The 12,287-nt window shown below is 33.3% G+C and carries 14 protein-coding genes; 6 read left to right on the top strand and 8 right to left on the bottom strand.

The window, feature by feature from the left end; translation table 11 throughout:
- A partial coding sequence (locus ACJAZK_RS13685) for a DUF2461 domain-containing protein (RefSeq protein WP_415224503.1) occupies positions 1–442 on the top strand: 442 nt, incomplete at its 5' end.
- Here ACJAZK_RS13685 and ACJAZK_RS13680 read toward each other — a convergent pair.
- The gene (locus ACJAZK_RS13680; RefSeq protein WP_415224502.1) at positions 435–881 is read right to left on the bottom strand and encodes a transcription elongation factor; all 447 of its coding nucleotides are present in this window, start codon (positions 879–881) and stop codon (positions 435–437) included. The two genes, ACJAZK_RS13685 and ACJAZK_RS13680, sit on opposite strands and share 8 nt — an antisense overlap.
- Positions 878–1,291, bottom strand: a complete 414-nt coding sequence (locus ACJAZK_RS13675) for a glyoxalase (protein WP_415224501.1) — start codon at positions 1,289–1,291, stop codon at positions 878–880. The genes ACJAZK_RS13680 and ACJAZK_RS13675 overlap by 4 nt, the downstream gene beginning before the upstream one ends.
- A 299-nt stretch (positions 1,292–1,590) precedes the next feature.
- Between ACJAZK_RS13675 and ACJAZK_RS13670 the strand changes: the two genes are divergently transcribed.
- Positions 1,591–1,974 carry an acyl-CoA thioesterase gene (locus ACJAZK_RS13670; protein WP_415224505.1) on the top strand — a complete coding sequence of 128 codons (384 nt, stop codon included), beginning with the start codon at positions 1,591–1,593 and terminating at the stop codon, positions 1,972–1,974.
- Between the two features lie 9 nt (positions 1,975–1,983).
- On the opposite strand, the gene ACJAZK_RS13665 is transcribed toward ACJAZK_RS13670, so the two are convergent.
- From ACJAZK_RS13665 to hpf, 5 genes are all read right to left on the bottom strand, one after another.
- Positions 1,984–3,222, bottom strand: coding sequence for a mechanosensitive ion channel family protein (locus ACJAZK_RS13665; RefSeq protein ID WP_415224500.1), 1,239 nt, complete (start codon positions 3,220–3,222; stop codon positions 1,984–1,986).
- Positions 3,222–3,512: a DUF3817 domain-containing protein gene (locus ACJAZK_RS13660; RefSeq protein ID WP_415224499.1), complete on the bottom strand. Its 291-nt coding sequence runs from the start codon at positions 3,510–3,512 to the stop codon at positions 3,222–3,224. The genes ACJAZK_RS13665 and ACJAZK_RS13660 overlap by 1 nt, the downstream gene beginning before the upstream one ends.
- A gap of 44 nt (positions 3,513–3,556) precedes the next feature.
- A complete protein-coding gene (locus ACJAZK_RS13655) occupies positions 3,557–5,725 on the bottom strand; it encodes a T9SS type A sorting domain-containing protein (protein WP_415224498.1) in 2,169 nt (722 codons plus the stop codon).
- A gap of 137 nt (positions 5,726–5,862) precedes the next feature.
- Complete coding sequence (locus tag ACJAZK_RS13650; protein WP_415224497.1) at positions 5,863–6,690, bottom strand: flagellar motor protein MotB; 828 nt, start codon at positions 6,688–6,690, stop codon at positions 5,863–5,865.
- A 148-nt stretch (positions 6,691–6,838) separates the two neighbouring features.
- Complete coding sequence (gene hpf / locus ACJAZK_RS13645) at positions 6,839–7,141, bottom strand: ribosome hibernation-promoting factor, HPF/YfiA family (protein WP_415224496.1); 303 nt, start codon at positions 7,139–7,141, stop codon at positions 6,839–6,841.
- Between the two features lie 180 nt (positions 7,142–7,321).
- On the opposite strand from hpf, the gene ACJAZK_RS13640 reads away from it, so the two are divergent.
- Positions 7,322–9,802 (top strand): zinc-dependent metalloprotease, encoded by a 2,481-nt coding sequence (locus tag ACJAZK_RS13640; RefSeq protein WP_415224495.1) that lies wholly within the window; start codon positions 7,322–7,324, stop codon positions 9,800–9,802.
- A gap of 410 nt (positions 9,803–10,212) precedes the next feature.
- Positions 10,213–10,590 (top strand): DoxX family protein, encoded by a 378-nt coding sequence (locus ACJAZK_RS13635; protein ID WP_415224494.1) that lies wholly within the window; start codon positions 10,213–10,215, stop codon positions 10,588–10,590.
- Here the strand turns inward: ACJAZK_RS13635 and ACJAZK_RS13630 are convergent.
- Positions 10,587–10,934 (bottom strand): DoxX family protein, encoded by a 348-nt coding sequence (locus tag ACJAZK_RS13630; protein WP_415224493.1) that lies wholly within the window; start codon positions 10,932–10,934, stop codon positions 10,587–10,589. The two genes, ACJAZK_RS13635 and ACJAZK_RS13630, sit on opposite strands and share 4 nt — an antisense overlap.
- A 234-nt stretch (positions 10,935–11,168) precedes the next feature.
- Here ACJAZK_RS13630 and ACJAZK_RS13625 point away from each other — a divergent pair, with 234 nt between their 5' ends.
- Positions 11,169–11,771, top strand: coding sequence for an NAD(P)H-dependent oxidoreductase (locus ACJAZK_RS13625; RefSeq protein WP_415224492.1), 603 nt, complete (start codon positions 11,169–11,171; stop codon positions 11,769–11,771).
- Between the two features lie 24 nt (positions 11,772–11,795).
- Positions 11,796–12,218: a YceI family protein gene (locus ACJAZK_RS13620; RefSeq protein WP_415224504.1), complete on the top strand. Its 423-nt coding sequence runs from the start codon at positions 11,796–11,798 to the stop codon at positions 12,216–12,218.
- Positions 12,219–12,287: the final 69 nt, after the last annotated feature.

Raw genomic sequence — 12,287 nt, 5'->3', positions numbered from 1 at the left:
CCATTTTGGCGGATCTTTCAATAGAAAAAAACCAGACCTTAGAGGCGGATATTACGTTCATATTCAGCCAAATAATCAATCATTTATAGCTACAGGTTTTTGGCAACCTAACAAGGAAGATTTACTTAGAATTCGCCGCGAGTTTGAACAAGATGATGAAGAGATTAGAACAATAATTAAAGACAATAAATTCACCTCTGTTTGGGGGGATTTTGTAGGTGACGAATTAAAGACAGCGCCTCGCGATTTTGACAAAGAACATCCTGCAATTGATTTAATTAAAAAGAAGCAATTCATTTTTACAAAGTACTATACAGATAAAGAAGTCGTAAGTGATGGCTTTATTGAGGACGTCAATGCATCATTCGATGTCATAAGACCATTTTTTAATTATATGAGTGATGTATTGAACACAAATTTGAACGGTGAGTCTATTATCTAATTTCTTTTATATTGTAAGTTGTGTTATTAAAGGTAATGCTTTCACCAACTGTTTTATTTAATAGTAATTCACCAATAGGAGACGACTTAGATATTATAAAGTAATTCTCGTTATCGATTTCAATTTTACCGATGCTCACGGCTAAATAAAATTTTGAAATATCTGTAGTGATCAAACTACCTAAAACAGCATTTTGATGAATAGCTTTAGAGTTAATTGTTTTAAGTGTATCCAGCATTTTAGACGCATCACTAAGATACTGTGCATTTTTCTCTAAGTCATTAAAAAGTTTTCCATTCCCAGAATCATTCTCTTCATCACCTTTATCATTATTCTCAATAGAATCTTTAATGGTTTCTAATTCGTTCTTGTAATTAGCAATGCGTTTATTTACATGTGTAAAACAAACTTCTAAAAGTTGCGATTTTATTGAACTCATATAGCTGTAGAAAGCGGTTGTTGAAATAATTGTATGTTGTTTACTAAGCGTTCTTTTACGATATTCATCATGCGTTTATTTAGTGCTGAAGAATTTTCGATATAAAGGGCATATTCTTCAATTGTAAATTGACCTATAATCATACCTTTTATAGAATTTCTAAACTTTATATCTTTTTGTATGGTGTTGTTTATATAAGCTAATTGCTTCGGAAGTGGGAGATCATAAAACACATTTTTACGTTTAGAAATATAGTTTCGAAACACTACAATTAGTAAGTGATTTTGCAGTTTGATGATTGGTCGTAATGTCCCATTTTGAAAGCATTCATCAGTACTCATATTATCATTAACCTGAGCTGTTTCAATTACAGGTCGAATAGATTTTAAATTTGTCGATCGATCATTCATAGCCTTAATTTTTATTAAAAATAATCATAAATTTATAATGATTTATTTTGTCATTTATATCTTGTCAACGGTCTTATTAACAAATGATATATCTTAATAGGATTTACCAATTGGTATCGCGTTAATTTGAAAAGAGAAAGCAGTATTTTTAAGTAGGTTATATCTAAATTAATGCGTTGTAATGATCATTCAATTTAAAATAAATTGCAAACGAATTAATTTATAGCATGTTAATCAATATGTTTTATTCTAAGAATATGAGGACCTACAGTTAGACACTTTAAAAACTATTAATAATGATGAGATTTCATACAAGAAAATGGGTAAAGCCCGAAGATTTAAATCCCAACCAGACACTATTTGGAGGGCAGCTTTTAGCATGGATCGATGAAGAAGCTGCGTTGTATACTATTATTCAGTTAGAGAATTCTAAGGTTGTAACGAAGTATATATCCGAAATTAATTTTATGGCCTCAGCGACGCAAGGGGATATTATTGAAATAGGTATTGAGGTGCTAAAATTTGGAAAATCTTCATTAACACTCAAATGCGAAGTACGTAACAAAATGACTCGTGAAACGATTCTTACTGTAGACAATATAATTATGGTTAACCTAGGTGTAGAAGGTAAACCTGTACCTCATGGTAAAACTGAAGTTGAATTTGTGAAAGATAGGTTATAGGAGTAACAACTACTCTACAATCCCAGCATTCAATTCATAGATCTCCAAATCAAAATAAGTGACAGCAGCTAGAGCGTGATCAAAAATATCACTCATGATATATTCATAATTTTCCCAACGCTTATCACTACTAAAACAATAGATTTCTAGAGGTAAACCTTGAGAAGTTGGAGCTAATTGTCTAACCATAATAAACATCTCTTTATTTACCGCGGAATTTTGCTCAATATAAGTCTGTAAATACTTTCTAAATACTCCTAAGTTTGTCAAGTTTAGTCCATTAATCATAACGGACTTATCTATGTTTTTTTTCTCGTTAAATTTACGGATATCTGCCTGTTGCCGAGTTAGATAATTTGTTATCAGTTGAATTTTTTTTAGTTTTTCAATATGTTCATCATTTAGATATTTAACGCTTCTTGCCTTTAGTAATATTGATCGCTTTATACGTCTTCCGCCAGAGGAAGACATTCCACGCCAATTTTTAAACGAATCTGAAATAAGTGCATACGTAGGAATATTGGTAATCGTCATATCAAAATTCTGCACTTGTACAGTAGACAGGTTAATTTCAATGACATCGCCATCTGCTCCATATTTCTCCATAGTAATCCAATCTCCAATACGAACACTATCATTAATAGCAACTTGAATACTGGCAACAAACCCGAGAATGGTGTCTTTAAAAATTAATAATAAGATTGCAGAAGCAGCACCAAGTGTAGTAAAGAATTTTAGGAAGGATAAGTCGAATAAAATAGCTAGAATAGAAGCCGCCCCAATAACCCAAAGAAATAACATTACAACTTGTATATAACTATCGATAGGTTTGTCTTTTAGTTTGGGTAGGGTCTTAAAATAAGCTTCGAATGTTTTTAAAACACTACGCACAATCCAAAGCGTAATCACTATTGCTAATACTTTTAAAAGTATTAATATGGACGTTTCAAACTGCGGAAAATCATGAAATACAATTGGAAATAATTTTATGGTTAAAAATAAAGGCACTAAATGTGCAATGTTTCTAGGGGCGCGATTATTAACTAATAAATCATCGAAGTTTGTTTTAGTTTGCTCAGAAAGTTTTCCGAAGAACGTAATTAGAAGTTTCCGTGAAAAACGGTCTGCTATATAAACAATAATGAGTAAAATCAATAGTAAAGTCAACATATTGAAATATTTTGCTGAGAGTTCAGAAACTCCTATAGACACAAAATAATCGTAAAAAAAGCAGTGTAACTTATCCATTATTTAATAGGTTTTAAATATTTTTTTTCAATATAAAATGTGCCGAATGGAATTATAGAAGCCACTAGCACAATTAAAAGTGTTTTGGTTTTCCATTTTAATTCCTTTCCTACCATAATTGCTAAAACGATGTAAACTAAGAATAAAAACCCGTGAGGCATACCTAGTAATTTGACGTAGGTGTCGTCTTGGGTAAAAAATTTATAGGGAGATGCTATAAAAAGCAATAATATATAGGAGACACCTTCTAAAAGCGCAACAATTCTGAAGCTATTGAGTAATGAAAGCATAAATTAAATTTTATACAAAATTACCTTATGTATGCTGAAAAACGTTAGTATTTTATTATTTTTTTAACAAAGGATGATTGATTGTTTGTACTCTTAAATTTTATAAAATAAAGTCCTGAATCTAAAGTATTGGTATTTATAATGTTTTTACCTGTTACGAGGGGTAAAGACATGATTACTTTTCCATCCAAGGAGTATACATCAACATTATAGCTTTCGGTTGTCACAATATTAAAATCGTCTTTAAAAGGTAGTGGATAAATACTAACAGGACTTTCAGTATTAAGAACAGAATTACTCAAAGTGCCTTCAAAATATTCTAGTGCTAAATTAAAAGCATCAGTTCCAATTTTATCTCCAATAATACGGCCTTTAATGTCATCTATCGGAGGATGTATTCCTCCCCAAATTCTTGACAAACTTGTTTGGTCAGATGCATCACGATAAGTGGCCCATTGCAACGTAAAACTTTCTGTTGGCCCAACTTCAAAAAAGAGAAAATCATTTTGAACGATATCAAATGTCCCCATTCCGTCAGGAAAAAAGGGGTCACCAGTGAATTGTGTTAAAATCTCTGCTGCTGCGCGAGAAAAAGTAGAATGACCAGATAAATAACCAGCAAAAGGAGGTGTTACAAAAGTACCTCGTTGATAAGGCCACCAATGCGTACCAATAATCCAGTCTACGCCAGCTGTATCTGTTGTAGGATCAGCAATAAAATCAGGACCTTTCCAAGATTTAATTTTTATACGGTTTATATTTTCACTGTTCTCACCACGTAACGGATCGTTAGAATCAATTAATTCTGTGAGTCCGTCAATTAAGGGTATGCCGTGGGGATCATAACTTGGTAAACTAGAATCTGTACTTTGTCCTTTTCCTGCCATATATCTAATTGCAGAAATTGGTCGCAAATAGTCATAATAACCTTTAATTCCCCAAATATTAATTGCAGAGTCATGCATAGCGCCTCCAAGTGCTAAATAAGCTTTTACATCCCATTCCAAGTCAGAAACAATAGCACCAACACCCGCTATTTTTTTTTCTAAGGAAGGATGGTCACTCACATAATTTAAAACTGTAAACCAATGTCCAGGAGGTGTTTCAGAGTCTGGACCGTCTGCCCAAAATTCAGCAAGAACTCTGGCGTAGTCAGAGCGTTTAACCATTTGTGGTACATAAGGCATTCCTGTTTTAGGGTTTACTAAATGTCCCGTACTTGCATCACCACCATTAGTGAAATCGTAAAAGTCTTGATACTCTTCAAAAGTTTCTGGTAAATTATTTATATTGAAATTCCCAATTGCTCCTGGTGAGATGTCAACCATTGTAGGATCATTAGGGTCTAAGTGAGATGACCACGAGGCGACTAATGCAAAATGCCATTTGTAAGGATCACCTATTCCATCTTCATTAGAATTTTGAATGTAGATTGGCGCTCCAGGATCATTGTACACATAACTATCAAATCCATTATTTAAAATTTGTAAATCTTCATTAGATAATGAAAAGGGAGTTACACGTCCCCACTCGGGACTTAAAAAAGAGGGAGTATCTAGGGGGTATTCTATACCACTTTGATCTATAAAAACATCAAAAGCTAAAGGCTGCCAGCGTCCAGGATCAATGTCATTTGTTTCGTAGTAGTTTTCCAAAATTAATGGGGGATTTACAGGAGCATAAAATTCATTAGCATAATCAAACTGTTCGTTAGCGTGATCCTGTAAACCAAAAGAAATTATTTCACTTGCCATATAATTTCCTAAAGCGGCATAAGAGTTTGTGCCGTAATCTAGAGATATAAAACTTGGGTCATAGCCATATGAAGTAAATAGAGCATCAAACTCATTCAATAATTCAATGCCTCCAGGTGAATTTTCAAAGCGATGGTTAAGTAATCTATACATAGCGAAACTAATAATTTCATGTCTTGCTGTGTCTATATCTGCGGGTGTAGCTATACCATCAAAAGAGCAGTTGTAGCCTCCAAAATTTTTTCCAAGAAATACAGTTTTTGCTTGAGAATCAAAAATCGCCCAAGCATCATACATTAATACAGATGTATGAAATAAATTTCTAGCATGTACTGTTGGTCTTGCAAAATCAGCTCTAATAGCTGTCAGTACCATTTCATTCCAATCTCTAGCTACACTCTGTTGAGCTTGAGATAAAGATATAAAGAACAAAAAAATAAAGACTGTAATTTTTCTCATAAGTTGGTAGTAATAAATAAATGTCTAAATTAAAACAAAGTTTTAACTAATTAAGGTTTTAAACGCAGAAAAGACTGTTGGAAACAACAGTCTTTTCTTGAATTAATTAACCACAATATGACTTATAGGTTAAGCAATTATTTGTTTGAAGCCATCATGGCAAAGAATTTATTGATATTTGGTAAAATTACTATTCGTGTTCGACGATTTGTAGCCCTATTATCTTTAGTGTCATTTTCAACTAAAGGCTGGTAAAAACTTCGTCCTGCGGCAATTAATTGCTCTGGTGCAACCTGATAGTCGTTCTGTAATTTTTTTACAACTGCGGTAGCGCGTAACACACTTAAATCCCAATTATCCCTAACAGCAGCACTATTCTTCATGAGTTTGTTATCTGTATGTCCTTCTACCATGACATCGAGACTTTCTTCAGAGTTGATCACATTCGCAATCTTCTGTAAGATATCATTGGCCTTATCACTAATCTTGTAGCTTCCAGAATTAAATAACATTTTATCTGAAATAGAGATCATGACAACCGTTTCTTCAATATTGATTGCGATATCTTCATCTTCATCAATATTTTCTAACGATGATTTTAAGTTGAATTGCAAAGCCAAATTCATTGAATCTTTCAATGTCTTTGCAGTATTCATGTAAGCAGGCGGAACATTTTTTAAAGATTCACGCATTGCTACTTTTTGGTTTTCTGAAATTACCAAACCCTCTACAGATACTAATTTGGTATTATTATCTTCAGTTAGTTCATTGATTTTAGAATTATAGCTATCTACGCGTTGCTGTATTTTCGAAAACTTAGATTCTAATTCTTCTTTTTCGACTTTAGTTTTAGTCAGTTCACTCTTCAATTCTCCATGGTCCTGTTCTAATGCTAAATACTTCTTTTTGGAAACACAAGCTGTGAAAAACAAAGCTGATAATACTATTACTGAAATTCGTTTCATATTGTTTAATTCGTTTAAATTGGTTTACGTTTATATGTACGAGAGTAAAAGTCATACGGACCATCACTGTCTTAATTTGTGATTATTTCAGGACCTAAATCATGTCAATAATCATGCTTAAATAGCACATTTACAAAACACTATACCTTTAAAAAGTTTTCATTTGTTCTTTACGTTTTTTTAACTGTTTTGTTATCTCATTAACTGTTTCTGAGACAGCATCACGAAAATTATCGTGAGAGGACTCTGCAAATAATCGAGGACCAGGAATACTCAATCGTATGCCACAGATCATTCCTGTTTGATCGCTGGAGGTATTCTCTGTTTTAAAAAAGACGTCTGCTCTGATAACAAAATCAAAACGGTTAAATACTGCTTGTAGTTTTTCTTCGGTAAATGCTTCTAAACTTTCGCTTGCAGAAACATCATCATATTCATAATTAATTTTCATATCGTTATTATTAGTTTCCTTCAACATACAACCTCTCGTGAAACCATAATAACAGTATCCCTAGCATTCTTGTCTCATTTGCTAAAATAGGATGAACAGACATTAAAGTTTTGTGAAAGTTATAAATACCTTAGTCTGTTTTCTTAGATTTATAGAATCTTACAATAAAACCAATCACATATGAAAAAAACGTTTCTTTACGCCTTGGTACTATTATTTTCTATACTGCCAATAACCCATCAAGGTCAATCCACAAAAAACAAGCGCAAAAAAAAGAGTAAAACTGAAGCTGTTCAACAAATAACTCCTAAAAAGGATTTAGGTAAAATTAAAGATTACGATAAGGTCATTACTAAGGATGCAGTTACAGATGACGGTTTATTTAAAGTACATAAAGTAGGAGAGACGTACTATTTTGAAATCCCTAATACGTATTTAGGAAAAGATATGCTTTTAGTGAGTAGGATTGCAAAACTCCCAGCTAATTTAGGAGGTGGATATATTAATGCAGGAACAAAAACGGGAGAGCGACTTATTGCTTGGGAACGTTTTGATAAAAAAATAGTAATAAAAGAACGCTCATATAATGCCGTAGCAGACGAAGAGTTACCCATTAGTATATCAGTGAAATCAAATAATTATGAACCTACATTATTTGCATTTGATATCGCAGCATTCAGCAAAGATTCTACAGCGGTTGTTATTGATGTGACTAAGTTTTATAATACAGATGTAAAGTCTATTAGCGGCTTATCAGGTCGGTTACGAACCTCATATAAAGTTCGTAACCTGGACGCCTCTAGAAGTTTTATTAATGGGATGAAAAGTTTTCCGCAGAACATAGAAGTCGTGCAAGACATGACCTATAATGCATCAGAGCCACCCTCTGCACAGTCTGCAGAGACTATTAGTTTGCAAATGAATCAATCTATGATTTTATTGCCAGAAGAACCAATGCAATCCCGTTTTGCAGATGACCGTGTCGGTTGGTTTACTTACAGTCAAGTGGACTACGGAAGTAAGCAACTAAAAGCAGATCGTAAAACTTATATTCGCAGATGGCGATTAGAACCCAAAGATCCAGAAGCTTATGCAAGAGGTGAGTTGGTAGAACCAGTAAAACCAATTATTTATTATTTAGATCCTGCAACACCAGAAAGTTTACGTAAATACATAAAGGAGGGTATTGAGCTTTGGCAAGGCCCTTTTGAAAGTGCAGGTTTTAAAAATGCAATAATTGCTAAATATCCACCTACTAAGGAAGAAGATCCAGATTTTAGCCCAGAAGATGTTCGCTATTCTGTGGTGCGTTACGTGGCTAGTGAGACTAGAAATGCGATAGGTCCAAGTGTGTCAGATCCTCGCAGTGGAGAAATTATTGAGAGTGATATTATTTGGTATCATAACCATTTACGCTCCTATAGAAATCGTTATTTATTAGAAACTGGAGCCGCGAATCCTAGTGCGAGAACTTTAGACACACCTGCAGAAGAAATTGGCGAAATGATGAAAATGGTAATTGCTCATGAGGTTGGTCATGCTCTTGGATTACCTCACAATATGAGTGCAAGTAAAGCCTATGATGTTGAGAACTATAGAGATGGAGCCTTTACTCAAGAGTATGGGATCGCATCCACAATTATGGATTATGCTCGTTATAACTATATAGCACAACCAGGAGACCAAAATATAAGGTTTATTCGTCAAATTGGACCTTATGATCATTATGCCATAAATTGGGGTTATCGGTCTATTCCTGGGGCATTTTCTGCTGAGGCAGAACGCACAACGCTTGACAATTGGATTATGCAAAAAGCGGGTGATGTTAAATATGTCTTCGGAAAGCAGAGCTCTAGATTTGACCCTACGTCGCAAACAGAAGATATAGGAAACGATGCCATTAAAGCGTCTAATTATGCACTTAAAAACCTGAAGTATGTCGCTCAAAATCTTCCAATGTGGACAAGCAGTCAGACTAACGATTATGATGATTTAGAAGAATTATATGGTGAGTTATTAGGATGTTATAATAGATATATTGGTCACGTTGCGGGAAATGTTGCGGGAGTAAAAGAAAATCTGATTACGCCAAGTCAAGGAGGGATTGCCTATCAAGCTGTTCCAAAATTGCTACAACAACAATCCATGCAGTGGTTGCATGAAAATGCGTTCGAAACGCCAAATTGGTTAGTAGATAAAAACATGCTTCAAAATATTGATCATAATGGATATACTGAGCGTTTAAGACGCTTACAGAGTAGATACCTTAATGACTTATTAAGTTTTGATAAATTGGGGCGTTTAATAGATCACGAAAGCATTGACGCCACAAATTACAGTGCATTAACAATGATGCAAGATTTGAGGAAAGGTGTGTTTTCTGAAGCTAATAATACTAAAAATGTAGATGTGTATCGTAGAAATTTACAACGTGCTTATGTAGATCGTATGGCTTTTTTGATGACCGAAGATTTAGAATCGCAACGAAATGGTGATTACTATAATGTCTCACAGTCAGATGTTAGAGCTTTAGTTCGGGGTGAGCTAAATACCTTGAAACGTCAAGTGGCTACTGCAGGAAACAGGCAAGTAAATACCGTAACTAAGTATCATTATAGAGATTTAGTGAAGCGTATTGACGATATTTTAGATCCTAAATAATTTAAATTTTCCGAAGAAAAACAAATAAAAACACCGTCTTATTAATCTTAAGAAGGTGTTTTTTTTATGAACTTTATTTTAATATTCAACTAAAGTGACCTTTATATTGATAAATCAAATGTATAAAGATTTTTTTTTTAAACGACTAGCCACAAGACTTATGTAAGAACAAAGATTTTAATGATAAAATAGCCTCTTAAAAACTCCTTTGCGTTACTCTTTACGCAGATATTATAGATGGATTTGAATAGGATTTAAACTGACTTAAATTAAAATTAGAATACAAAAATAGAGAAGAACAAATAAACTAATGTATTTGATTCACTAACTTTACAAAAAAAATAAAAATTCTCATATGCGAAAGCCAAGATTTTTTATATATTCTATTTAATAATTTTAAACTCACTGCCATGTATTATTTTATAATCGCTTTAAAACTTATAGTAGCCATTAGTTTATTGAACGTTTGGCTTATTCAAAAAGATAAACCAACAAAATGGCGAGGTGGTAATGCTAAAAATATTAAAGAAGAGTTTAAAGTGTATGGACTGCCAGAATGGTTGTGTTATGTGGTAGGTACTCTAAAAGTTGCTGGGGCAATAGGGTTAATTGTTTCCATCTGGTTGTTTTCGTTAGAAAAACCGTCGGCTTTAGTTTTGGCAGCGTTATTGACCGGTTCTATATTAATGCATTTTAAAATCCAAGACCCTTTGTATAAATCTTTTCCCGCATTTTTGTTTTTATTAATGTGCCTAGCGATTGCATTCTCTAGTCTTATTATTCTCTAATTAAAAAACCGAAGTGCTAAATATATATTGAGAAGAGCATACATAAGAGCAGGAGCAGAGAGTACTAAAGAATCTTTTATTTTTAAGCGTACAAAAAAACCTAATAACATTAAAATAGCTAGTCCAGCGGCACTTATTGCAGCCAACATTTGTGATTGGTAATAACCAATAGCAAGACCAATACCTCCAACTAGTTGTAAAATACCAGTAAGCAGTTGTTGTTGTTTTGACAACCCAAAACGCTTAAACTCTAAGGTCATTCGCTTTGAAGTTAGACAACTTAATCCATAGAATAGAAATGATAAGGCCGAAAATAAAGTGACAATAGTAATTGCATTGAGCATAACATAGGTTTGTGCAAAGATAAGTCTTTAGGTTCGGGATTATGTATTTCACCTATTTAGTAATAATACCTTGTTCAATGATTATGATCTAAAAAAAAATCAGTGAGAACAAATTGTTGACATTGATTGATTATTACAATTAAGAAACGGTTATTTGGAAAATTCCTGACATATAGCGAAAATTACAGCTTACATAATGTGTTTCCACAATTTGTTCAAGATCTTTTTTGCCTTATGTGCCTTCCCCGAAAATTTGATGCTTCAAAAAAAGTGTCAAATGAGGATTTAGAAACAATTAAAGAAGCCATTCGCTTGGTCTCATCTTCTTATGGATTACAACCTTACACGCTTTTTATTATTGAAAATCCAGAGTTAAGAGCGAAGTTACAGCCAGCAGCTTGGAACCAAGCACAAATTGTGGGTGCATCACAAGTTAGCGTTTTTGCAAATAATATTAATTTTGGAGACACAGATATCGATACTTATATTCAAAATCTCCTTAGAACTAGAGGAATGGAATTGGAAGCCGTAAAAGGGTATGCTGATTTTATGAAAATCAAAATCAACGTATTAACTGAAGAACAACGAAATATTTGGACCTCAAAACAAAGCTATTTAGCATTAGGGAATTTATTAAATGTTGCAGCAGAATTAAAAATAGATCTTACACCCATGAAAGGTTTTGAATCAGAAAAAGTAAACGAAATTCTAGGTTTAACTCAAAAAGGATGGAATGCTAGTTTAATTGCCGCTATCGGTTACCGGCATGAAGAAGGTATAACACAACATTTTGCGAAAGTGCGCAAATTAAACGAAGAACTATTTATCAATTTATAATCACTAATTTAAAATTTAAAAACAATTTCACTAGCATTAACACTAGCATTAACACTAGCTTTAGCACTAGTAATAGCAATAGGTTCGACAGTTTCTTTTGCTCAAAACAAAAAAATAAACACCGAGAAAAGGTCAATAAACTGGGTTGGTAAAAAAGTAACAGACGAACATTCAGGAACGATGAAATACCAAAGAGGGACTTTAGTATTTGACAAAAATGAATTAAAAGGTGGACGTTTTGTCGTGGACATGACATCCATTAAGGTAACTGACTTAGCTGGAATAGGAAAATTAGAAGGTCATTTAAAAGCCGATGATTTTTTCGGAACAGATAAGTTTACTACTACGTGTTTATATTTCAATAAAATAGGCGCAAGAGGAAACAGAGTGTATATCGTTACTGCTGTCATGACCATCAAAGGAATTACAAATCCTGCAACTTTTTAAATCACAGTAAAAGGAAATACCGCTACTACAATTACGGTATTCTAAAAAAAAACCTATAAGAAATAACAC

The sequence above is a fragment of the Psychroserpens sp. genome (genome assembly GCF_047633235.1).
In the GTDB taxonomy this organism is placed as follows: domain Bacteria; phylum Bacteroidota; class Bacteroidia; order Flavobacteriales; family Flavobacteriaceae; genus Psychroserpens.
This window is presented reverse-complemented; position numbering and strand designations above follow the sequence as displayed.

Excerpts from the sequence above, each read along its gene's own strand:
- ACJAZK_RS13660 (WP_415224499.1), bottom strand. The coding sequence starts at position 3,512 with ATGCTTTCATTACTCAATAGCTTCAGAATTGTTGCGCTTTTAGAAGGT.
- ACJAZK_RS13640 (WP_415224495.1), top strand. The coding sequence starts at position 7,322 with ATGAAAAAAACGTTTCTTTACGCCTTGGTACTATTATTTTCTATACTG.
- ACJAZK_RS13675 (WP_415224501.1), bottom strand. The coding sequence starts at position 1,291 with ATGAATGATCGATCGACAAATTTAAAATCTATTCGACCTGTAATTGAA.
- ACJAZK_RS13635 (WP_415224494.1), top strand. The coding sequence starts at position 10,213 with ATGTATTATTTTATAATCGCTTTAAAACTTATAGTAGCCATTAGTTTA.
- ACJAZK_RS13655 (WP_415224498.1), bottom strand. The coding sequence starts at position 5,725 with ATGAGAAAAATTACAGTCTTTATTTTTTTGTTCTTTATATCTTTATCT.
- ACJAZK_RS13625 (WP_415224492.1), top strand. The coding sequence starts at position 11,169 with ATGTGCCTTCCCCGAAAATTTGATGCTTCAAAAAAAGTGTCAAATGAG.
- hpf (WP_415224496.1), bottom strand. The coding sequence starts at position 7,141 with ATGAAAATTAATTATGAATATGATGATGTTTCTGCAAGCGAAAGTTTA.
- ACJAZK_RS13680 (WP_415224502.1), bottom strand. The coding sequence starts at position 881 with ATGAGTTCAATAAAATCGCAACTTTTAGAAGTTTGTTTTACACATGTA.
- ACJAZK_RS13665 (WP_415224500.1), bottom strand. The coding sequence starts at position 3,222 with ATGGATAAGTTACACTGCTTTTTTTACGATTATTTTGTGTCTATAGGA.
- ACJAZK_RS13630 (WP_415224493.1), bottom strand. The coding sequence starts at position 10,934 with ATGCTCAATGCAATTACTATTGTCACTTTATTTTCGGCCTTATCATTT.
- ACJAZK_RS13650 (WP_415224497.1), bottom strand. The coding sequence starts at position 6,690 with ATGAAACGAATTTCAGTAATAGTATTATCAGCTTTGTTTTTCACAGCT.
- ACJAZK_RS13670 (WP_415224505.1), top strand. The coding sequence starts at position 1,591 with ATGAGATTTCATACAAGAAAATGGGTAAAGCCCGAAGATTTAAATCCC.